This is a genomic window from Mesorhizobium sp. M4B.F.Ca.ET.058.02.1.1 (assembly GCF_003952505.1).
Classification (GTDB): domain Bacteria; phylum Pseudomonadota; class Alphaproteobacteria; order Rhizobiales; family Rhizobiaceae; genus Mesorhizobium.
The window spans coordinates 4,605,453-4,629,140 of record NZ_CP034450.1; the positions used below are offsets into that span (position 1 = coordinate 4,605,453).

The window sequence follows — 23,688 nt, forward strand, 5'->3', positions numbered from 1 at the left end:
CTTTAAAGACGGCTCAATATAACGAAACAATCTTAGATTCTCAGTTTTTGAAGGATTTCTCGAAAGGTCGCTCCGACTGAGTGAAAGCTGGCCTGATTCCTGGTCGCCCCGCAGAGGAGAGGCCGAATACCTCGCGAGCAATTGCCAGTCTGTCTTACGGCGGGAAAACTCAAACGTCAGTTCCTGTCCGGTTGGCTCTTGAAACAGAAGCCCATGACGGCAATAAGCTTCGCATACCAGGAAAGTACTTAGCGCCACCCCGGAGGTCAAAGTAGGCGAAATCACCTACAATATTGATGTTGTTTAAAACACCAGAACGAATTTGTATTATATTTTTAACATATAAGTTCTTGAATCGTCCCTCAATAACTTGGTATTGATCCCATAAGTTAACTGGATCAGGGGTCTCATTGTTTTATTTTACTTAGGCAGAAACTGAGTTGCGAGATTTTCCAGGAGCCCAGCAGGGGGCGCCGATACAGACGGAGGATGACTATGACCACGCTACCGCAAATCTCATTGGCGAAACTGTCTGCCGATGCGACGCGACATGAAGAGCAACAGCGCTTGCGCAATGCATGCGAGGTGTACGGGTTCTTCTACCTTATCGAGCACGGAATCCCGAAGGAACAGATCGCGGATGCCATCGACGCGTCCCGGCGGTTCTTCGCGTTGCCACTGGCTACAAAGGAACGCTTCGGTCACGCCGCACAAAACGTGCACCCCACTATCGCACGTGGATACAGTCCGCTGTACGGCGAAATCCTGCATCCTGAGGCCGGCCGCGATCCAAAGGAAGTGTTCGATCTCGGAATCGACAACGAAGGCGATCGGCGTCCGTTTGCGGGGAGCACACTGTTTCCGGATGAGGCTTTGGCTCCTGGTTTCGCGCGAAGCCTGCTTGCCTTGCAGGCTACCGTGCTCCGCGAAGTCGTCCCGCAGCTCGGAACCGCGCTTGCCGACGTGATCGGTTTGGAACAGGGCTGGTTCCAACGGTATTTCAGCCCGCCGACGCTCGAGCAACGCGTAATCCGGTATCCAGCTCGCGGCGGCACGTGCGCTAAGCACACCGATGGTGGCTTTTTCACGCTGCTGCTGCAGGAGGAACTCCCCACCCGGTCGTTGCAGGTGTGGTTGCGCGGGCGCTGGATGCCAGTGCCGAGCCTGCCCGACAGTCTCGTAGTCAATTTGGGCGATATGCTTCAGGCTTTGAGCGACGACCGCTTCAAGAGTACGCCGCATCAGGTCGCGCACAATGGTCTGACCGACCGAATTTCGCTTCCCTTCTTTATCTATCCCGACGTCGACGCGCGCCTGACTTCGCTGGAAGGGCGCCACACCTTCAGTGTCGCGGAAATGATGCTGCGCAATTACGAGTCAGTCGAGACCGGGAATGGCGCCGGGCGCGCCCGAGAGTTGCAGTGAGTGTTTGGTTTTCCCAGGCGTGGGCAATTACTGGCGACGACGCGGGGCACCTCGGCCAATATGCCGGGGGAACTCAATCCGTCCACGTCGCGTGTATAGCGCGGCGGCAATGCGCTTGGGACCGACCCCGACACCAATGTTCCGTTAGGCTGCATCTGCCGCGGGCTTGGAATCATTTTCGTTCATCTTTCTTGCAGCGCTTCCCCTGAGAGGGGGGCTGGCGCAAGGCGACGTGACGCATTTCGAGTAACGGCGCGTGAATCTGCCCTGAGAAACTTAAAGGACAGGAATATATGGATGTACCTGAGGCGCGATATCAGCTATACGTTGCAAGCAACCCAGAATTGGGTCAGCGATCTGGCGTGGAGACTACGTTGGCATGACCGCGAGCAGGTTTTCCGAGCCCTGATTGCGACACTTCACGCCCTGCGCGACTGCCTAGGTCGCGACGAGGCGGTGTACATCGGTGCCCAGCTGCCAGCCTTACTCCGCGGCTTTTACTACGAAGGTTGGCACCCCGGCCGCCGCGCCATAAACACAAAACGGACTTCGTTTCTCGACCGGATCCACGAGGGCCTCCACCGCGACCCGGCAGTGGATCCGGAAGAGGTTGCCCGCTCGGTTCTGAGCCAATTCGCGGACCGTTTGTCTGCAGCAGAGATCGAAGAGGCCAGGGCTGCCACTCCAAAACCACTGCATGATCTTTGGCCAGACTGAGAGACGTCTGCCCATGAGCATAGAGACATGAAGCCATCGGCTTGGGAGCCTTCGACCCGGAAAGTCGCCGGCGTTTCCATTTCCGCCAAAACTGGCGGTAAGGGCTCGAGGCCACCGTTTTGAGGGCGCATCACGGCCCTAGGCCCACTTGAAAATTGGCCAATCCCAGAGCCATCGAGCCAACAAAAGCGACCGGAACTCTGAGCTGCATAATTCGACCGCTGTCCTGCTGCTCAGTGAAGGCTGATGAAAGACCATCGCGGAGCCAGTGAGCGCCTCCTCGGCTTCATCCTGCTGACACCCAGCCAATTGGCGCCAGAACGCGTCGCTCTTCGCCGAATTCTAACATTATCCCCGTGGGGGACACTCGTCTCATCAGCTCTCATTCAATGGCGTCAAACATCTTTCAGCAAATAATGGTTGGGCTGTTTCGTGTTTGCTCTAGGGCAGTATGGCATCACCGATGTCCCTGGCGACACGATGCCGGAATTTGCCGCTCCAGTTGAAACACTGAATACTCCCTATTGGGTAATCAAAGAATGCTCGTCTGGATAACAAGACAAAGTTACGCCTATATAATACGTTTCCAGCAAATGCAGCCCACGTATCTGGTAGGTACCCGAAGGTAGAAGACAAGCTATCATCGCGGGAGAGGAATTGGCTAAAAGGAATTTTAAGACGCATCCTTGCGATTTGTCGGTCTTAGCGCGGGAGCTGCGTCGTTATCGGTCGTGCGTGGGGCGGGGGCAGGTGGCGATTGAGGTCGCATCAAGAAATGCGATCCTCATAGGCAACCAGGAATCGACCTCCGCTGTCGACTTCTTCGAAGCCTATTTTTGCGCTCAGAAGCCCAAAGGCGGCTTTCCCAGGAAGACACGTACGAAGCGTTTGATGCTCAGTACCAACAGGAACCGGCGGCGATCGACAAGCATGGCTACTTCAGAAGTGATCAAGAATTTCATCGATGGGGAATGGAGAGATTGTTCGTCCGGCAAACGGATCGAGGTTGATGACCCTTCAAACGGAGAGACGGTAGCGGTTATTGCAGAGGCAGGACCTGAAGAAGTGCATCTCGCCGTTGCTGCCGCCGACCGTGTCTTTCGCGACCGCGTTTTGATAGACATGCACCCGTACGACCGTGGGCGCATGCTTTTCCGCGTGGCGGACGCACTTGAGGCACGCAGCGACGAGGTCGCGATCATTAACTGCATAGAGACTGGGAAGGCGTTGGACCTTGCCCGTGGCGAGGTTCGGACCGCCGTCAGATACCTGCGGTACTACGCTGGCTTGGCGGACAAGCTCGAAGGTCGCTCTATTCCGCGGGGGCGGATCTTGTTGACTATACGGTTAGAAGCCCCTTCGGAGTGTCAGCCCAGATCGTTCCTTGGAACGGCCCCCTCGAACTGACGGCCCGTTCACTAGCTTGCGCCATTGCAACTGGTAACTCAGTGGTAGTGAAGTCCCCCGAACTGGCTCCTTTATCAGGCATAGAACTTGCTCGCGCCTGTGAGACCGCGGGCCTGCCTGCCGGAGCCGTAAACGTGCTCACTGGGTATGGCCAGACGGCAGGCCAGGCGCTGATCGATCATCCCGATGTTCGCCACATCGTCTTTACGGGCTCCATGGCAACCGGGCGAACCGTCCTCAAGGCTGCAGCGGAGCGCATCGTACCCTGCATCATGGAACTGGGCGGCAAATCGGCCGCTGTCGTTTATTCCGATGCCGATCTCGACGCCGTCGTGGAAGCGGTGCGTATCGGAACCTATCTAAATGCTGGCCAGAATTGCAACAACCTAACAAGATTGCTTGTAGAGCGTTCAATCGCTGATGAAACGTTAGAAAGAGTGAAGGCCTGCGTCGAAGGACTCTCAATTGGACCAGGACGCGAAAACTGCGACATCACCCCGTTGATCTCTCAAAAGCAGCGAGAGGGGGTCGAGAGCGCCTGCCGGATGGCCCTGTCGCAAGGGGCACGGCTTGTGGCCGGCGGAACTGCACTTTCGGTGCGAAGCGGCTATTTCATGGCGCCGACTGTATTTGCCGATGTCGCGCCCGACAGTAGTCTTTTTCAGAAAGAAGTCTTCGGTCCTGTTCTTTCCGTTACTGGTTTCGATGATCCGATAAAAGGGATCGAACTGGCCAACGATACCGATCAAGGCTTGGCAGCGGGCGTTTTCACCCGGGATATCGACCGGGCTCTTTGGAGCGCGGATCGCCTTTGGGCTGGCCAAGTGTACGTGAATGGATGGTACGTCGGCGGCGTAGAAACGCCGTTCGGTGGAGTGAAGAAGTCTGGCTACGGTAGGGAAAAGGGTCAGGAAGCCCTTGATGGCTACGTGCAGACCAGAAATATTGGCATCCGGATCTCACAACCCTTGTCTGGTTCGGGCAACAGCGAGCCCGCCGTGAATCGATCCGATCGTTATTGCTAGTCGCCAATCCGCCGTCGGGAAGTCTTGCGGCGGAGGTTTAGTCGTCGATGCTGGTTTGGGGTCTTCACAGGGCACATCGCGCACCAGAACGCTGACCTAGCACCCGACCGGCACAGTATCTCTCGTCGTAACTTTCAGAAATGTTGAGAACCCGTAGTTGCGATTTGGAAAAATTGAACCAAGCCGGATGCAGGCGCATGAGCCCCCTACTCCCCTGAAAGCTGCGGGAGGGCACAAGGTTGTCAATCTCGCCGGATATTCCCACCGGTCCAGCGCGTGCATCGAGATCGAGGTGGTCTTGCGGCTGAGCCTCACGAACAACATCCGGTCGAGGATTACCCATGTCGTGTCGTCGGCCAGCGAGCGGGCATTCCAAGCATTCCAGTGCGTCTCCTGCTTGCCCCCTTTCTAGGCGACGATCGACCAGGACGTCGTGATCTGCATCGGGCGCAAGGTGACACGAGGGAGTGTCGCGTGCTCATGCCCGCTAAGTAGTCTCGAGGCGATGCCCGGCGTCATCCGTGCGTCGCTGATTGGCGCTGAGCCCTGCTCCTCCATCCACTGGCTTTGCCTCGTCGATATCTAGCCCGCTCGCGGACCGGTGATCTGCTGATGTTGAAGGTCCTGTCAAAGTGCGCGTACGGTAGCCGGCGACATCGACGGCCTCATCAGCGCGCCGACGGCTGCTGGCCAAAAAAACGGAGACAGGCAAGCACCGCCCCAGCGACTATTCAGCGAGAGCCAACCGGATCCCAGCCGGGTGGTCAAAAATCGCAACAAATCATTCAGCTAACTTTACAAAATCTTCGCGAGATCAGATCGCTGAGCATGGTAGCTTCTCTTGGAGGCTGACGTCAGGCCGAACAACAAGTCGACGCCTGTTTACTCCCAGGCCGTCGCACTGCACACTGCGGAGATCGACGGCAATGACAAAAAGAGCTCTCATCCTGGTTGAAGGCAACAGAAGTACTGGTGAGCTATATGTTAAAGCGGCCAAGCGTCTTGGCCTTCATCCAATTACCTTGTCGGCTGACCCAACCCAGTACGATTATCTTGCAGCAGACGATATGGAGACAATCCGCGTCGATACGGACAACCTCGATGCCCTGATCAGCGAATGTTCCCGGGTGCGTGCAACTTATGATATTGCTGGCATCACCGGCTTTACGGGTCTCGATGAGTTAGCCTATGCTACAGTTGGTAAGCTATGCCGATCCTTCGCTCTGCCAGGGCCGAACCCCAGTTCGATTGAACGATGCTGCGATAAATTCACTCAACGTCAGATCCTCGCGGAGGCCGGCGTTCCTATGCCGGCCTATCGCTTAGCATCGAATGCCGCGGACGTACAAAGCTGTGCCGCGGAAATCAACCTCCCGGTAATTCTTAAGCCTGCCGTGGGCAGCGGCAGCAGCGGTGTCCTATTGTGCCGCGACGTCGACGAACTAGCAAAACATACGATCCATCTGTTGGGCGGGAAGCACAAATGGCGGGCTTCGCCCAGGATACTGGTCGAAGAATTCGCACAAGGCCCCTATTATTGGGCTGACATAATGGGGAATGAGGTCATTGGAATTGGCGGCGCTGACTTCGGGCGCCCACCGCATTTTGTCCATCGTGGGTGCACCTATCCAGCGGTGCTTACTGACGTCGAGCAGCAGCGTATCGCCGATGTATCGCTAAGCTGTTTGGAAGCTCTCAGCCTTGGCTGGGGGCCATCGAACATTGGATTCCGCTGGACAAGGCGTGGCCCAGTCGTCATCGAGGTCAATCCGCGTCTTGCTGGCGCGCCCGGTCCTCAAATGGTTAAATTGGTTTATGGTATCGATCTAGTCACCGAGCACATCAAAGTGGTTATCGGCGAAGAATCGGATTTGCGAAGTACGCGTTCGCATGTCGCGGGCGCTCGGTTCCTCCTCCCGGAGGGTGATGGCATCCTCGATTGGATTGATGGCGCCAGTCGAGCGGCTGCCGTAGAAGGTGTCTCGGAGGTCAAATTGCATGTTCAGCCTAAGACACCTATCGTCAGGGAAGGCGATTACCGAGACACGATCGGACACGTCATCGCCGCTTCCCCGAGCCGCCCTCAGACCGACGCGATACTTCAGCACGCCGTTGCCTTGATTGATTGGTCGATCACGTCGGTTTCTGCCCTTGGCGAAACGGAACACGCTGTGGCCCCTTACCTTCCACCTGGTGCGGAGATGGTGACAGATAAAGGTACTCATCGCAGCATGTTGGTGAAATCGAGTGCAGGAGACGATGCGGTCTAGGGTGAATTGGCCATCCGCGAGGAGACCATTATGCTGACGGGCGTCATTGCTTCCTAGAGCCGACGCGCTCGCCTACCTCCGCTTTTATGCACATGTCGCCGCACAAAGCCGATTTCCTGCGTGAACGCGGAAGATTCGAATAGATCGGCCATTTACATGCGCTACATTCAGTAAGGGCGCTCTGAGCGGTCCGGTCCTCTTATTGTAAGCGGGCCTGATGCGGCTGGTTCAGAACGTTTGCGAAGATACGCCTCCTCCCAAGGCGCACCTGCCCGGCAGCGAGCTAAGTCTCCTGCCGGGCGCCCTGAGTTGTGTGCGCACTGAGCCAGCGTCCAGCCTTATGAGAGCGGATGAATGCTGAACGATAGACGGTCCCATGGGCTTTGGGAGCGGACAGCTCCGCCGCCGCCTGCAACGGAGAATCTGCGAGGCAACCTCGTCGCCGATGTCGCGATCGTCGGCGCCGGCTACACCGGGTTGTCCACTGCGCTGCACCTTGCCGAGCGGGGCCTGGACGTTGTCGTGATTGAGGCAGCCGAAATTGGTTTTGGCGCCGCCGGGCGAAGCACCGGGTTGGTGAATGCGGGCCTTTGGGTTATGCCCTCGGCGCTCAAGGAGACGCTCGGTCCGCTCTATGGCGATCGTTTGCTTAATTTGCTGCGCGATTCCCCACGCACCGTCTTCGAGATCGTCGACAAGCACAACTTGCAGTGCGAGCTGAAGCGGGCCGGCACGATCCATTGTGGAGCCGATAAGAAGGGCGTTGCCGAGATCGCGGAGCGAGCTCGGCAGTGGCAGGCGCTCGGCGCCCCGGTGCACATCCTCGACGCCGGGGAGACGCGTGCCAAGACAGGCACCTCGGCCTTCCCCGGAGGCCTCCTCGACCTGCGTGCCGGGACGATCCAACCGCTCGCCTATGTGCGCGGCCTCGCTGGTGCGGCGATTGCCGCCGGCGCGACCGTCTTTACGGCGAGCCCGGTCGAGCACATCGGGCGCGAGGGCCGCCTCTGGCGGCTCGCCACGCAAGGTGGAACCGTCCGGGCGAAGTGGGCGGTTCTTTCGACCGACACCTACACGTCGCGCATCTTCCCCGAGCTGCGTGGCGAGCAAGTGGTGCTCCCCTTCTTCCATGTTGCGACTGCGCCGCTGAGCCACAGAATTCGCCACACGATTCTGCCCGAAGGGCACGGCGCATGGGACACCCGCACCGTGCTGACCGCCTTTCGCACAGATAATGCCGGCCGCCTCATCGTCGGCAGCGTCGGCGCGCTCCGCGGCGCCGGAACCGTGATCCATCGCAACTGGGCACGGCGGCGTATCCGGGCGCTCTTCCCGCAGGTCGGTGAGGTCGAGCTGGAGCATGAGTGGTACGGTCGGATCGGCATGACGAACGACCATCTACCACGCCTTCACGCCCCAGCGGAAAACATGATCGCGCTGACGGGCTTCAACGGACGAGGCATCGCGCCGGGCACCGTGTTCGGCCGCGAGCTCGCCCGCCATATCAGCGGCGAGCTGCGGCTCGATGCGATGTTCCTGCCCGTGTCCCCGGCGCAGAACGCCTCCTTCCGGGCCATCAGAGAGGGCTACTATGAGCTCGGTGCGCAGATCGCGCATCTACCGCCGGCGCGCTGATCCGGTGGGTCAGCTGCTGGTCCACGGCGCGAAGCCTTGTGAGTGACTCAAAGTGCTGACAAATCACCTCCTCACGGAGGTGAATCATGAACCACGCCTCATTGGAATCCCTCGCGATTCAATCTGAACGTCCGACGCGCTAGCAATGCCGCAGCCTCGAGATAGCCTCGCGAAAAAGCCGCGCCACTGCAATCGCCTCAAAATCCTTCAGCAGAGCGCTGAGGAAACTCGAAGACCGGAAACGGCTGCAAAGACTGGCAGCCGAAACTTCGAAAAGACAAGGGAGCAGCACTCCTGCCGATCATTGCGCGTGTGGAAACTCTTCCCACGGCTTCTGTCAAGATGGGTGCTTTTAATGTCTGTAAGGGGAAGGAATTCGCTCTCTTCGTAACGTGCAGGAGAATCGCGTGTTTCTGCGGAAATTGCAAAAAATCGGGGCTTTCCTGCCCAGGAATGATCTCATTCGCAAATTTCCGCTCTAGAACTGTGCTAGCTTGCTGCCGCAAGATGGGGAGGAATCGTTGCTTTTTGACTATATAATTGTAGGTGGTGGCTCATCCGGATGCGTTATGGCGAACAGGTTGTCGGCCGATGGTAGTCACGTCCTGCTCGTCGAAGCTGGGCCTGACTTTCTCCCCAACGAAATTCCTGATGATATTCTAGATGGGAACCCGACGCGCGCTTACTACAATCAACGATATCAGTGGCCGTCACTTACTGCAGCCGTTGCGCGAAATAGCGACAGACGTGTGCACTATGAGCAAGCTCGAGTCATAGGTGGAGGCTCCAGTATCAACGCTCAAGTCGCCAATCGGGGTGGACCCGCCGATTATGATGAGTGGGCCTCCACCGGGGCAACGGGTTGGGATTGGGAAGGCGTCCTGCCATATTTCCGCCGACTCGAATGCGATCTGGACTTTCGCGATCACTTCCACGGCAACAGCGGGCCGTTGCCGATTAGCCGTGCCGACAAAGGAGAGTGGTCAGGATTCGTGAACGCGGTGTCGACGGCTTTTGAAGATGAAAATATACCCTTCTGGCCTGACTTCAACGGTGAGTTCCGCGATGGCCACTCAGTTGTTCCACTAACAAACCTCAATCGTCGCCGAGTGTCAGCTGCGATGGCTTATTTGCCAGAGAGTGTCCGCGCTCGGACAAATCTTACAATTTTGGCAGAAACTACGGTCGTAAAACTAACTCTTTCAGGTCGCAAAATAACTGGCGTCGATACTGAGAGTAAGACCGGTCGTCGCCAATCCTATAGCGCACCAACTGTGGTCCTATGTGCTGGCGCTATTCATTCGCCCGCAATACTGATGCGATCCGGTATTGGCCCGGCTAAACCCTTATCAGAGCTCGGCATTCAAGTCATCGCAGATATTAAAGGAGTCGGAAAAAACCTGCAGGAGCATGCCGGGGTCGCCATCTCGGCGTACTTGAAGCCAGAGGATCGGATGTTGCCGACCGCGACCGGATATATCCAGATGCATGCTCGGTATTCATCCGGTCACGACGGTTGCCCGCCTACCGATATGGCCATCTCGGTTCTGGCGAAATCTGCCTGGCATCCCATTGGCAAACGCCTAGGGACGCTCAATTTCTGGGTTAATCGCGTCTATTCGACAGGAACTGTCTCGCTCAAGAGTTCCTCTCATTTCATTGAGCCAGAAGTGAACTTCGACATGTTGAGCGACCAGCGCGACGCGGAGCGATTGAAAAACGCGTTTCGATTCGTTGCAAGACTGATTAATCATAAGGCCTTGGCGAATACGGCGCTCGACCCTTTTCCTTCTACCTGGACTGGACGAGCAAAGCGGATCGGCAAGTACAACCGTCTGAACTACGGTCTCACATCCTTGCTCGCGGCCGTTATGGATAGTTCCTCGTCGCTTCGTCGAAGCCTGATCAGATTCGCTATCACTGATGGTCGCAGCATCTCAGACCTTCTAAATAACGACGAGCTTCTTGATTACTTTGTACGACAAAACGTTTTTGGGAATTTTCATCCCACTTCAACTTGCAGAATGGGATCTGCTCATGATCCGAACAGTGTGACGGATCCGACAGGCCGCGTTCATGGACTATCCGGTTTAAGAATCGCCGATGCGTCGGTGATGCCATTCTGCCCGCGAGCAAATACGAACATCCCAACGATTATGGTCGCCGAGAAAATGTCTGACGCCATACTTCATGAACGCGGGGCAGCAATGAAGGTGTCGTTGGTCAAGTAGAATTCTGCAAGCTCAAGCGGCCGCAGGCACACCGGTCACTTCAGCTCGCTATCAATCTGGCTGGTTCGGAACTTGCCGAATAGCCGGGAACACCAGCTGACCGCCGATCATCTAGAAGTCTGTCGCCCACGTGAACGCGAGGAGTTTGCCTCATCTCGAAGCGAGATGGGGTCAATACACACAATGCATTTGACTGTAGGGGTTCAACCCTGGAAGTTTTCCAGCGATAGAGACGCGACGCGGAACCGCGCATCTAGGATGCTGAGCCCCGCTGCGCAGATGTGGTTCAAGCCGGCAGACGCGAGGCGCGGGCTGCTCATTTTTGGTGCAGGAGACAAGAATGCGCAGCATCGATGAATTCCGGGATATTCATGATGAGGCTATCGCTTGGCGCCGTCACCTCCACCAGAATCCGGAACTCGGATACAACGTGCACAACACCGCCCGCTTCGTCGCCGAAAAGCTCGCTTCCTTTGGGATAAACCATGTCGAGACGGGCATAGCCGAGACCGGTGTGGTTGCGGTGATCCAAGGCGCCGGCGGGGACGGACCGACGATTGGCCTGCGCGCGGATATGGACGCCCTGCCGATCGTCGAGGCTACCGGCAAGCCTTGGACTTCCCAGATCGAAGGGAAGATGCATGCCTGCGGTCATGACGGCCACACCGCCATGCTGCTGGGTGCTGCTAAGCATCTCTCCGCCACTCGGGACTTCAAGGGTTCGGTGGCGCTCATTTTCCAACCCGCCGAGGAAGACGGGCAGGGCGCCGGACGAATGGTGCAAGAAGGGTTGATGGACAGGTTCAATATCTCCCAAGTCTTCGGCATGCACAACATGCCAGGTATTGACGTTGGCAAATTCGGTATTCGCGACGGATCGATTATGGCGGCCCTCGACGAGTTTGACATCACTGTCACAGGCCGGGGCGGACACGCTGCAACGCCTCATTTTACTATAGATCCGGTGGTGGTCGGAGCACAGATCATCACGGCGCTCCAGACCTTGGTTTCCCGAAACCTCGATCCGACGGAAGCGCTCGTTGTGTCAGTGCCGAAATTCACCGGAAGTGAATCCTACCACATCATACCTGACTCCGTGACGCTGGGCGGAACGGTTAGGAGCCTATCGCCAGAATTGCGTGATTTTGCGGAAAAACAAATCAAGGTCTGCGCTGAAAATATCGCGGCAGCTTTCGGGGCTAAAGTGGAATTTCGGCACAGGCGTCTCGAGCCGCTGACGTTCAACCACACAGAGGCGACCGAATTGGCCGCCGCAGCCGCGCGGGGTCTTGTGGGGCGAGAGGCAGTCAACGAACAGGTCAAGCCGGTGATGGTCTCGGAGGACTTCTCTTACATGTTGCAGGCGCGACCTGGCGCGTTCCTATTCCTTGGCAACGGACCTACCGCGGGCCTGCACAATCCAACCTACGACTTCGACGACAATGCAATCCCTTACGGGATCGGCTACTGGGTCAACCTGGTGGAAGGCGGCTTGGCTAGCGCTGCATAGTCTCTTAAACTCTGCCCGCGCGCACCTCAGATAGGCGCGCAGGGTTGCTAGCTAACTGGGCGCGCCATCGCGAGGCATGACAATCCAGCTCCGTCGTCAGACCGAGCAATCTCGGCGCCGTGCAAACTCAAGATAAGGAACTAGGCTGTTCCCTCCATCCACGCACTGGCCGAGCATGGCCGGCGTGCGACCCGAAACCGGGTTATGGCAAGCGGATGGCGTATACATCTGGGACACCGAGCGTCTCACAAGCCTGGATAGGTTTGGCGGCCTTCACTGCGCTAAAATCCAATACGGTTGCACGAAATTGCCGATGCGATTGCGAGACAAGCCCATGAGCTGCCGTTCGCCCACGTTATGCCAGCCAGAGCACAAATACCGTTGCCCTAGCTGAGGGCCGTTGAAACGAGGCCAGCGTTAAGCTGGCCTGTAGCAACGACGTCATAGCGGGCCGCGTGTGTGGGCATCTTATCCCCAATCGATGCGCGACCCGATGCAGCGCGTGCTGGTCGACCAGAGGCGCAGCTCAGTCGTCCAAGATTGCGCAGTCTAGTTTTCAGGCCTTGAGGAGCTCTTTCGCCACCAACTCCTCCACAGCACGCCACTCGCCCTTCACGCGGCTGCGTCCGGCGTCATAGAATGGCCGCAGAGAAGCTATGGCGGAATAGCGCTCCCCAGCGATCTCGATTTCGAATGACCCTCCGGACAGCCAATCAGCCGTCACCCCGGCTTCTGCCGTGAGATATCCCATGCCGATGCCACAGCCGACAGTGTGGCCAAATCCAGCCGATCGCAGGTATCCGACAAGGCTGCCGTTACGCCAGACAGGCTCGGTCCCGAACATCAACGATTTGGCATCTGGGGCAGCGAGCTGGACCAGCCGCCGGCGCAAGGGTTTGCCGCGCTGGGCCTCGAGTGCAGCGCGTCCGATGAAATCCTCGCGCTTATCCCAGGCAACCGTGAACCCCAGTCCCGATTCCAACGGGGTGTCCTCATCACCAACATCTGCACCCCAGTCACGGTAGCCCGCTTCCAGGCGCAGCGTGTTGAGAGCGACATATCCGGCGTGGCCTAGGCCGAGATCGGCACCGGCGGCCACCAGGGCGTCGTAAACCCCTAGTGTTTGTTCGGTCGGGATGTGAAGTTCCCAGCCCAACTCGCCGACAAAGGTCATCCGGAATGCGAGCGCGAGGCTATACCCGACCTCGATTTCACGAGCCGTTGCGAAGGGAAATGCCTCGTTAGAAAAATCCGCAGGACTGACGCGCTCCAGTAACTCACGCGATCGCGGACCCATCACGGAGAGGGTCGTATATCCGGATGATACGTCGGCAACCGAGACGTGGCCGGCTCCCTTGGCATGCAAGCGCAGCCAGGCGAGATCACGGGTGCGTTGGACCGCCGCTGTCACGACAAGAAATTCCTCGTCACTGATGCGTGCGATAGTGACGTCGGACTCCATACCGCCTCGCTCGTTCAGCCACGGCGTATAGACAACACGGCCAACGGCTACGTTCACGTCGTTCGTGGACAAGCACTGTAGCAGCGCAAGGGCATCCGAACCCTGCACCAGAAGGTGCGCGAAGGAGGTTTGGTCGAACAGAGTGACGCCGGAGCGGGTGGCGGCATGCTCCGCGCCACTTCGCTCGAACCATTCGTCCTGGCCGAACGTTGCATGGCTTTCATTCGGCGATCCAGGCGCACCAAACCATTGAACGCGTTCCCACCCTGCGCTTTCGCCGAAATTCGCGCCGACGGCGGATAGGCGGTCGTGCAGGGGGGACACGCGGACGTTGCGTGCGGTCGTCGGCGACTTATGCGGCAAATGAAGCGACCAGAGGTTGCCGACCGCCTCCACCGTGCGGTCGTACAGATACCGCCTATTCCGCTGGAAGGGCATTGACCGCCGGACGTCCATCTCCCAGCAGTCTCCCGCTGGCAAACCTGTCGACATCCACTCTGCCATGACCTTGCCCGCCCCACCCGAGGACTCGATACCGCAGGAATTGAATCCAGAGGCGACATACAGACCTTGAATTTCAGGCGATGGCCCGAGGTGGAACCGGTTATCAGGCGTGAAGCTCTCAGGGCCGTTGAAATTCAGTTGGAGGCCGACATTTGCCAGGACGGGCATGCGCTCGATGGCCGCAGAGAGATACGGTTCGATGTGGTCGAAATCTTCGGGCAACGAATCGAAGCTGAAATCCTGGGGATGCCGTTCATGCCCCAAGGTTTGCCATTGGCCTCGAAGAAACCTACGAGCAATTTCCCGGCGTCTGCCTTTGCATATACGCGCGCGTCCATATCGCGGATCGTCGGTAGGTCATGGGGTAGGTCGAGAATCGCCTCGGTGACAACATAGAAATGCTCGGCAGCCTGCAATGGCACCGACCAGTTAAGTTCAGCAGCTATATTCCGCGTCCATAGGCCGGTGCAGATGACCGCCCGTTCAGCTCGGACCGTTCCCTGACTAGTTTCCACGCCGACAAAACGGCCCTTCTCGACGAGGATGCGCGTGACGGGTGTCCGCTCAAGGATCGTTGCTCCACCCTGCCTCGCCCCAGTTGCGAAAGCACGGGCGGTATCGATAGCGTTGGTCATCCCGTCGGAAGCGATCCATGCCGCCCCCAGGACATCACTGACATCGAGCAATGGAACGCGGCGTCGGGCTTCCGCAGCGCTTATCATCTCCACGTCCAGGCCAAACGAGCGGCCCATCGAAGACCCGCGCTTAAGCTCTTCTAGGCGGTCCTGGGTCGCGGCGACAGTGATGGAGCCGGTTTGCCGAAAACCAGTTGCCTGACCGGTTAGATTTTCGAGGTCCCTGAACAGATCCGCAGAGTATTGAGCGAGCTTTGCCATGGTCTCGTTGGCGCGGAGTTGCGTCACCAGGCCCGCAGCATGCCAGGTCGTGCCGCATGTCAGTTGGTCGCGCTCCAGAAGCAGAACGTCCCGGTGGCCGAGACGTGTCAGGTGATAGGCTATCGAGAGGCCGATTATGCCGCCTCCGATGACAACGTATTCGACATGCGATGGTACTTTGCTGGCCATTTGAAACCTGTTGGAGCTTGGGCGAAAGCGCGGGCTAAGGCGGACTGGTCGTGGCCAATAAAATATTGTCAGATATGCTCTGATTTCCGCTGATCTGCATACCAGGAGTGCAGTATTTCTGCGCCGTGAGGCGGCCCAATGCAGCGTGACTCCAGCAGAATGCACCAGGGTAAATGTGGTGATGACTTGAAGGGCCGCCGTGCAACATAATCGGATGGTGACTCTGGAGCGGGAACGCGCCGAGATCGGCACCCAATCACGTGCCGACAGGGGTCGAGGGAACCGGCGCCCTTATAAATATCAGGACCTTGGGCAGTGGTTCCCAGCATAGCGGCTGCCCCGCGCCGCCTCGATTGTCGTAAGCGCCGGTGCCCAAGCCGAAGACAAAATCCATATGGGCACGATGGGTGCAGATGGCCCAGCGTCAGGTGACATGGGCGTCTTTAGTCGAAGCCAGCGGCATTCTTCAACGCGCAATTTCTTGTCTGCAGGCCCCGGCATCTCGAAGCGAGATGATGCCAATATAAACACTGCATTTGACTGAGAATGCCTTGAGACAAATGCTCGCCTGAGCACCCGCAACACAAGCAAACTGGGACGTGCGAGAATGGGCATCAAGATTTCCGGGCGTCGCCTGCGGTCGTCCTGGGCCGCACGAGCTTGGGCGAACTCAAGAGCGCACATGCTCAATTTCGAGAAGGATCATATGCATGAGCTACCAAAAACCTTTTCTGCGTGAGGAGTTCGACTGGCGCGTCCAGGACACGAAGAAGCGGATGCAAAAAGCTGGTCTTGATCTCCTCATCTGCCAGGATCCAGCCAATATGTACTGGCTTACGGGCTACGACAGTTGGTCCTTCTACACGCCGCAGGCAGTGCTAGTCCATGTCAACGAGGATATGCCTCTTTGGTTCGGGCGCCCGATCGACGCAAAATCGGCTACCGTTACAACAAACTTGCCGGCCGAGAACATCTTCGGATTCGCGGAGACTTTGGTTCACCATCCGGAAAATCATCCTTTCGATGATTTGTGCGGGCTCATCAATTCCAAAGGGTGGGGTTCCGATCGCATCGGCGTCGAGCTCGACACTCACTACTACACCGCGCGGGCCCATCAGCACCTTGTTAGAGGCCTGCCTAATGCGAAGATCTCGGACAGTCGGGAACTTGTAAACTGGGCGAGGCTCGTCAAGTCAGAAGCCGAGCTCGTCTATATGCGAGAGGCGGGTCGTATCATTAGCAGAACTATGCGAGAGGCGATTGCGAAGCTCAAGCCGGGGGTTCGCGACTATGAGGTCGTAGGGGACATTTACCGCAATCAGATTTTGGGTGAGGGCAAGTTCGGCGACTACACTGGTCTGTGTCCCCTAATCCAGATTGGTGAGGGGACGAGCACTTGCCACCTCACATGGACGGGCCAGGCGATCCCCGAGTCAGCGCTAGTGGTGATGGAGCTTGGCGCGGCACGTCGCCACTATAACGCGCCCCTGACCCGCACAATTCACGTCGGACAGCCGCCACAAGAAATCTCGCGTCTGGCCTCCGTGATCGTTGAAGGCGGCGACCTCGCACTCGAAGCGGCCAAGCCGGGCGTGGCCGTCGAAGAGGTAGCCGCCGTATTCCAACGTACACTGAAACGGAATGGCTACAGCAAAGACAGCCGCGTCGGCTACTCAATCGGTGTTGGCTACCCGCCGGACTGGGGCGAACGCACTATCAGCATCCGCGCGGGTGAAACAACGCTATTGCAGGAAGGAATGTGCTTCCACTTCCAATCCGGAGTGTGGCTCGACGATTTTGGCGCAGCGATCTCAGAACCTTTCGTGGTCACAGCGAAGGGCGGCCAGCGCTTCTGCGATGTGGAGCGCCGCTTGGTCGTTATCGACTGATTATTAGCCCATCAACTTTTCGAATAACGCCTTGGCGGGCCCGGACTATGCGGCAATCGCCCAACACCGGTTTGTTACTCAACGAAATAGGAGATCAGCTTCTGCAAAAAAAGACGCTTCTACAAAGCTGGAAACGCCCATCCCGGGCTGCTGGATAATTCAACAAATAAGAAGGGAACGAGAAATGAAGATCAGACTTTCATACATTGCGGCTGGCTTGGGCCTTGCCGTCGCGCTTGCCGCTTTTCAGGCCCACGCAGGAGAACTAACCGACCGTATCGCCAGCGGCAAGTCCATCCGCATCGGCTTCGCGAACGAAGAGCCGTTCGCCTTTCCGGACAGTAATGGTCACCCAGTAGGGTTTGTAAACGCGATTACTCTCGGCGTCCTTAAGCAGATGGGCTACGAAAACGTAGAGATCGTCGTAACAGATTGGGGCGGACTTATACCCGGACTGCAGTCTGGACGGTTTGATATGGCTACCGGGGGGCTCTACATCCTTAAATCAAGGTGCCAAAGCGTTACATTTTCCGAGCCTTTGGCGAAAGTGACCGACGCGCTTATCGTCAAAGCTGGCAATCCTAAAGGGCTGCACAATTATGCAGATATCGCAGCCAAGGGGGCGACTATGGTGACCGGCATAGGATATAGCAATATAGAGCAAGCGAAAAAGGCAGGAGTTCCGGAAGATCAAATCATGCAAGTGCCGGGACAGACAGAAATTCTTGCAGCGGTCGAGGCGGGACGAGCAGATGCCGGGGCATCGGGATACCTGTTGTCTCGATCTGTGGCTGGCAAATCGGGTGGAAAACTTGACGTAACCGACCCGGATGCAATGCCGGAATCAACTCAAAACTGGGTCAGCATAGCCTTCCGAGAGTCGGACAAGGACTTTGTGGAGAAGTTCAACGAGGCTCAGAAAAAATACATCGGTACGCCCGAGATGATGAAGGCTGTCGAGCCTTATGGCTACGACGCAAAGCTGCTACCAAATGACAAGAGTGCGGAGTGGGTTTGCGCCAACCGCTGACCCCGCCCAGACACGGCCGGAGGCTTGCCTCCCGGCCGTGTCTGACGCAGGATGGCGAATGTCAATCTTGGAGTTTCTCCAAAACTATGGCCAGGCGCTCTTACAGGGGACCTTGGTCACATGCGCGCAATTCTTGCTTGCTACGCTGGTCGCTGTAGCTGCCGCCGGGGCCGCAGGCATCGGCAAACTGTCGAGCAAGTGGCCTATCCGGAGTGTAAGCGTTGTATACATAGAGATCTTCCGCGGAACGTCGCTGCTAGTGCAGCTATATTGGATTTTCTTCGTGTTGCCGCTGTTTGGTATAACGCTTCCGAACTTCACCGCCGGCTACATATCCGTCGGCCTCAATATCGGTGCCTATGGCGCCGAGATTGTGCGCGGCGCCATTGAGTCAGTTCCGCGCGGACAGTGGGAAGCGGGAACCGCGCTGTCGATGCCGCAGGGCGTGAGGATGCGCAGGATCATATTGCCGCAAGCGCTGGCGATCATGCTTCCGCCTTGGGGTAATCTCCTGATCGAGCTTCTCAAGGGAACCGCCCTGGTGTCCCTCATCTCGGTCGCCGATCTCATGTTCCAGACACGCCAGATCAACGCCTCGACCTATCTGTCGGCGCAGGCGTTTGGAACAGCTTTGATTATCTACTACATCCTTGCCAGGTTCCTCATAACCCCGATGATGCGCTGGGCGGAACGCTTGGTTGCCCGGAGGCTTGGAAGGGCATGACATTCAACTGGCGCTGGGACTTTACGTGGGAGATCCTGCCACAGTTATTGTGGGCTACCCTCAACACGTTGATTGCGGCCGGGATCGGGTATTCAATTGCTCTGGTCGGCGGCCTGCTGCTCGCGCTCGCGCCCCTCGACGACCGCCTTCAGGATTAAGATCCAGAGATTGTCTTCCGGCGCCGCTGAAGGCACCGGAGACACGAAAATGCCGGCTGAGGCTCAGGTCTCTCGCGTTGCGAAGATGCTCCCCGTGCCCTCCGCAGCATTCCACCGATCTGCTCAGCCGTATTAAGTCATCCATTTCGATGGTGCTCGTGCACGCAGGATCTCTGCGCTTGGGCGGGAAGTTTTGCAGCTGCAACGCCCAAGAGCTGCGTTCTTCGCAGAAAGGAGCACTTAAAATGGCCTATCATACCTGATGCAAGCGTCTCTTGCTCGAAGTGCAAAGGAAGAACGCCCATCGCCGCCGAGAGGCGCGCGTTCAACAGAACAAGAAAAGGGAACAGAATGGAACGTATAACCAAGATTTTTCTGAGCATTGGGCTCGTCGTCGTCGGTCTGACGGCGCCCGCTTACACAGGTGAGCTTGCTGATCGCGCGGCAAGCGGCAAGACAATTCGTCTCGGCTTTGCTTCCGAGCCGCCACAGGCATATCCTGGTGAGGGCAACAAGCCTCTGGGGTACGTAAATGCCATTGCCGAAGGGGTTCTTCGTTCAATGGGTTACACCAATATCGAGCCTGTGGTGACCGATTGGGGTGGGTTGATCCCGGGGCTGCAAGCCGGCCGGTTGGATTTAATTACAGGTGGCATGTATATCAATAAAAAGAGGTGCGACAACATAACATTCTCGGAGCCTGTTTCTAAAGAAACAGATGTCTTCATGGTGAAATCCGGAAATCCGGAACAAATCACTACGTACAAGGATTTGGTGACTAAGAATGCGACCATGGTGACTGGGGCAGGCTACGCTGGCATCGAGATCGCTAAGAAGCTGGGCGTGCCCGCATCGCAGATTATGGAGGTTCCAGGAGGTACCGAAATTCTTGCGGCGGTGATCGCTGGTCGAGCAGCCGCCGGAGTGACGTCTTATACAGTCGTCCAGGATATCGCCAAAAAATCTGGAGGGAAGGTGGAGGCCACCAATCCCGCCTTGATGCCGGAGGAATCGTCCGCTTGGATAGGTATTGGATTTAGGAATTCAGACAAAGATTTCGTGGCAAAATTCAATACCGAACTGAAGCGCTATCTCGGAACGCCTGAGATGATGAAGGCTGCGGCAGAAGATGGTTACGACGAGAAGGCGTTGCCAGGCGATACAACAACAGAATGGGTCTGCGCTCATCGCTGAAAACTTGTGTGCTAGAGGCAGGCGACTGCCTCTAGCACAGCCAATTTCATCAGCAGCCGCTCTGCGAAAAACCAGGGATGACATATCAGAAAGTACGAGTCTAATCCGGAAACGGATCGTACGCACGGAGAACTTTGAGATGCCTAGTGAGACTGCGTTCTACACCACTCACGTTGAGCCATCATATCCTGCTGTGGCAACTGAGACCGTCATCGGATTGATAACCCCGTCCAACGACGTCCTCACAGAGCTTGAATTGCGCAGAATGATGCATGATGACGGCATCAGTTTCTGTGCCGCCAGGATGAAGCATCACGAGCCCAGTACGGTCGAAAACCTCTACCGCCATGTTGATGAGATCGCTAAGGTTGGCGAGCTATTCGACCCGCCAGGTGTCGTCAAAGTATTTGCCTACGCCTGCACATCGGGATCAGCCATCATCTCGCAGAAAAGGTTTGAAGAGGAGCTACATACAACCCGACCCGGGGCCTCCTTAACCTCACCGATGACAGGAGCTTTGCGCGCCTTCGACAGGCTCGAGGTGAAACGCATCGCCATGCTCACACCTTATATCGATCAGGTAGGCGCTGTCGTCACCGAGGCCCTCAGCAGGTCGGGTATTTCGGTCTGCGCGTCTGCTTCATTCCACTGCAAAAATGATTCCGACATCGCCGGACTTTCCCCGGAAAGTATCTTCGAGGCCTCTTGCTCGTTCGATTCCTCTGAAGCTGAAGCTCTTTTCATCCCATGCACCCTCCTTCGGACTTCAAGCATAATCGACCGCCTGGAGGCGCGCCTCGGCAAGCCAGTGATAACTGCAAACCAGGCTATGCTGTGGGACGCATTGAGGCTCGCGCAATATGGGAAGCCAATAGTCGGCCATGGCCAGCTCCTGATGCTGTAATCTTCAAGGGTGCTAGATAAGTTCTCAAACTGCCAACCCAGCCTTTTGAACCACCCCGGGCATTGCAACCGCGGCCAACTTGCGGTTCGAGGTTCGGCTCCAGAATAGCTGAGTCCGGCTCACAAACGGCCAATATTAATTCGGCCCGAGCCTCTGCAAGCCGCCCTAATGCTCTGCAGGCCCGAAACGCGCAAATGCGAAGGAGCCTCCCTAATGACTCAGCGAAAGCCTGCGCTTCTTTTGACCGGCTCGGATCGGATAATGGGTAAACTGGAGGACTTTGATGTCGAGCGCAGAAGTGATCAAGAATTTCATCGATGGGGAGTGGAGAGATTGTTCGTCTGGCAAACGGATCGAGGTTGATGACCCTTCAAACGGAGAGACGGTAGCGGTTATTGCAGAGGCAGGACCTGAAGAAGTGCATCTCGCCGTTGCTGCCGCCGACCGTGTCTTTCGCGACCGCGTTTTGATAGACATGCACCCGTACGACCGTGGGCGCATGCTTTTCCGCGTGGCGGACGCACTTGAGGCACGCAGCGACGAGGTCGCGATCATTAACTGCATAGAGACTGGGAAGGCGTTGGACCTTGCCCGTGGCGAGGTTCGGACCGCCGTCAGATACCTGCGGTACTACGCTGGCTTGGCGGACAAGCTCGAAGGTCGCTCTATTCCGCGGGGGGCGGATCTTGTTGACTATACGGTTAGAAGCCCCTTCGGAGTGTCAGCCCAGATCGTTCCTTGGAACGGCCCCCTCGAACTGACGGCCCGTTCACTAGCTTGCGCCATTGCAACTGGTAACTCAGTGGTAGTGAAGTCCCCCGAACTGGCTCCTTTATCAGGCATAGAACTTGCTCGCGCCTGTGAGACCGCGGGCCTGCCTGCCGGAGCCGTAAACGTGCTCACTGGGTATGGCCAGACGGCAGGCCAGGCGCTGATCGATCATCCCGATGTTCGCCACATCGTCTTTACGGGCTCCATGGCAACCGGGCGAACCGTCCTCAAGGCTGCAGCGGAGCGCATCGTACCCTGCATCATGGAACTGGGCGGCAAATCGGCCGCTGTCGTTTATTCCGATGCCGATCTCGACGCCGTCGTGGAAGCGGTGCGTATCGGAACCTATCTAAATGCTGGCCAGAATTGCAACAACCTAACAAGATTGCTTGTAGAGCGTTCAATCGCTGATGAAACGTTAGAAAGAGTGAAGGCCTGCGTCGAAGGACTCTCAATTGGACCAGGACGCGAAAACTGCGACATCACCCCGTTGATCTCTCAAAAGCAGCGAGAGGGGGTCGAGAGCGCCTGCCGGATGGCCCTGTCGCAAGGGGCACGGCTTGTGGCCGGCGGAACTGCACTTTCGGTGCGAAGCGGCTATTTCATGGCGCCGACTGTATTTGCCGATGTCGCGCCCGACAGTAGTCTTTTTCAGAAAGAAGTCTTCGGTCCTGTTCTTTCCGTTACTGGTTTCGATGATCCGATAAAAGGGATCGAACTGGCCAACGATACCGATCAAGGCTTGGCAGCGGGCGTTTTCACCCGGGATATCGACCGGGCTCTTTGGAGCGCGGATCGCCTTTGGGCTGGCCAAGTGTACGTGAATGGATGGTACGTCGGCGGCGTAGAAACGCCGTTCGGTGGAGTGAAGAAGTCTGGCTACGGCAGGGAAAAGGGTCAGGAAGCCCTTGATGGCTACGTGCAGACCAGAAATATTGGCATCCGGATCTCACAACCCTTGTCTGGTTCGGGCAACAGCGTCCGCAACAGCTCCACTTGACCTAGTTGTCGCCAGCAGTTGTTCGCCATCCGCCACACGTTGGGTGTGGCGGCCGAGACGCCGGCATTTGCCAAGCTTTTTCGTTGCGCGAACGTAGCGCCGGACGCGATGGGCTGATCAGAGGGCCACGGCTGCCAGTTCAGGATTGAAAAATTGCTCAACTTATTGCGGTTCAGGTCATATGTCTGGCCCGCGGCACCGCCACTCCCTCTTTTCGAGCAGAATTTCTCGGACATCCTTCGCGAAGATTCGGACGACCTCGAACGGGTACCGCGCTGCCTTACGGACGGCCTTGGCGTCGTTGGCGAACGCTTGCGTTAAAGCTCCAGCGATGCGGCGTCAGCTCTTGCCGGAAGGGCCAGCACGTTCCGCATGAGGACCCGCAGCTCTGCTATGTCGCGCACTGCACCTCGCCACCCTGATGCCTTCTGCGCATGTGAGATCACGCGATTTCTGGTATTCCGGGGAGGGGTCGCCGCCGGACGGCGCCAGCCAGGTCATTGCAATGTGGCGGATGCCGAGTTGCTGGGTACGGCTTCCCGCCGGGGTTGTCTCCCCCTGGCGCTGCCCCCATAACGGAACAGGTCTTTCCTCGATCAGATTATGCGCCAATACCAAAAAGAACGCAGATTTCCTGCGTGGCAAGAGCTATACGAGCCCAAATCGGTCTTGGAAGCGTGCTACCTTAACGGCCAGGCGGAGGGTTATGGAAGGACATTTGTCGGGTCATGTGAGCTCTGAGATTCG

Annotated in this window: 14 protein-coding genes and 2 pseudogenes; 15 read left to right on the top strand and 1 reads right to left on the bottom strand. The window is 57.3% G+C overall.

What is annotated here, in order from left to right:
* The first annotated feature begins 495 nt into the window (after positions 1-495).
* The 8 genes and pseudogenes from EJ073_RS22555 to EJ073_RS22585 all read left to right on the top strand — a co-directional run bounded on the left by EJ073_RS22555 (position 496) and on the right by EJ073_RS22585 (position 12,220).
* Positions 496-1,425: a 2-oxoglutarate and iron-dependent oxygenase domain-containing protein gene (locus EJ073_RS22555; protein ID WP_126057666.1), complete on the top strand. Its 930-nt coding sequence runs from the start codon at positions 496-498 to the stop codon at positions 1,423-1,425.
* A gap of 297 nt (positions 1,426-1,722) precedes the next feature.
* Positions 1,723-2,142, top strand: coding sequence for a DUF2267 domain-containing protein (locus EJ073_RS22560; RefSeq protein ID WP_126057667.1), 420 nt, complete (start codon positions 1,723-1,725; stop codon positions 2,140-2,142).
* A 930-nt stretch (positions 2,143-3,072) separates the two neighbouring features.
* Positions 3,073-3,342, top strand: a pseudogene (locus EJ073_RS32790) (aldehyde dehydrogenase family protein); the annotation flags it as partial.
* A gap of 65 nt (positions 3,343-3,407) precedes the next feature.
* Positions 3,408-4,574, top strand: coding sequence for an aldehyde dehydrogenase family protein (locus tag EJ073_RS22565; RefSeq protein ID WP_281033077.1), 1,167 nt, complete (start codon positions 3,408-3,410; stop codon positions 4,572-4,574).
* Between the two features lie 926 nt (positions 4,575-5,500).
* Positions 5,501-6,844: an acetyl-CoA carboxylase biotin carboxylase subunit family protein gene (locus EJ073_RS22570; RefSeq protein ID WP_126057668.1), complete on the top strand. Its 1,344-nt coding sequence runs from the start codon at positions 5,501-5,503 to the stop codon at positions 6,842-6,844.
* Positions 6,845-7,198: 354 nt separating this feature from the next.
* Positions 7,199-8,479 carry an FAD-binding oxidoreductase gene (locus tag EJ073_RS22575; RefSeq protein WP_126057669.1) on the top strand — a complete coding sequence of 427 codons (1,281 nt, stop codon included), beginning with the start codon at positions 7,199-7,201 and terminating at the stop codon, positions 8,477-8,479.
* A gap of 569 nt (positions 8,480-9,048) precedes the next feature.
* Entirely contained in the window at positions 9,049-10,710 is a 1,662-nt protein-coding gene (locus EJ073_RS22580) for a GMC family oxidoreductase N-terminal domain-containing protein (RefSeq protein ID WP_245455314.1), read from the top strand.
* Positions 10,711-11,050: 340 nt separating this feature from the next.
* Complete coding sequence (locus tag EJ073_RS22585) at positions 11,051-12,220, top strand: M20 aminoacylase family protein (protein WP_126057671.1); 1,170 nt, start codon at positions 11,051-11,053, stop codon at positions 12,218-12,220.
* Positions 12,221-12,776: 556 nt separating this feature from the next.
* Here the strand turns inward: EJ073_RS22585 and EJ073_RS32795 are convergent.
* Positions 12,777-15,271 (bottom strand): annotated as a pseudogene (locus EJ073_RS32795) (FAD-dependent oxidoreductase).
* Positions 15,272-15,981: 710 nt separating this feature from the next.
* Between EJ073_RS32795 and EJ073_RS22600 the strand changes: the two are divergent.
* The 7 genes from EJ073_RS22600 (at position 15,982) to EJ073_RS22630 (ending at position 22,941) form a co-directional block, all read left to right on the top strand.
* The gene (locus tag EJ073_RS22600) at positions 15,982-17,160 is read left to right on the top strand and encodes a M24 family metallopeptidase (RefSeq protein WP_126057672.1); all 1,179 of its coding nucleotides are present in this window, start codon (positions 15,982-15,984) and stop codon (positions 17,158-17,160) included.
* 184 nt (positions 17,161-17,344) lie between these two features.
* The gene (gene ehuB, locus EJ073_RS22605; protein WP_126057673.1) at positions 17,345-18,190 is read left to right on the top strand and encodes an ectoine/hydroxyectoine ABC transporter substrate-binding protein EhuB; all 846 of its coding nucleotides are present in this window, start codon (positions 17,345-17,347) and stop codon (positions 18,188-18,190) included.
* Positions 18,191-18,248: 58 nt separating this feature from the next.
* On the top strand, positions 18,249-18,914 hold the full coding sequence (ehuC, locus tag EJ073_RS22610) for an ectoine/hydroxyectoine ABC transporter permease subunit EhuC (RefSeq protein ID WP_126057674.1): 666 nt from the start codon (positions 18,249-18,251) through the stop codon (positions 18,912-18,914).
* Positions 18,911-19,072: a hypothetical protein gene (locus EJ073_RS22615; RefSeq protein WP_210211259.1), complete on the top strand. Its 162-nt coding sequence runs from the start codon at positions 18,911-18,913 to the stop codon at positions 19,070-19,072. The genes ehuC and EJ073_RS22615 overlap by 4 nt, the downstream gene beginning before the upstream one ends.
* Before the next feature lie 351 nt (positions 19,073-19,423).
* The gene (locus tag EJ073_RS22620) at positions 19,424-20,266 is read left to right on the top strand and encodes a transporter substrate-binding domain-containing protein (RefSeq protein ID WP_126057675.1); all 843 of its coding nucleotides are present in this window, start codon (positions 19,424-19,426) and stop codon (positions 20,264-20,266) included.
* A gap of 139 nt (positions 20,267-20,405) precedes the next feature.
* The gene (locus EJ073_RS22625) at positions 20,406-21,170 is read left to right on the top strand and encodes a hypothetical protein (protein WP_126057676.1); all 765 of its coding nucleotides are present in this window, start codon (positions 20,406-20,408) and stop codon (positions 21,168-21,170) included.
* A 283-nt stretch (positions 21,171-21,453) separates the two neighbouring features.
* Entirely contained in the window at positions 21,454-22,941 is a 1,488-nt protein-coding gene (locus EJ073_RS22630; protein ID WP_126057677.1) for an aldehyde dehydrogenase family protein, read from the top strand.
* Positions 22,942-23,688: the final 747 nt, after the last annotated feature.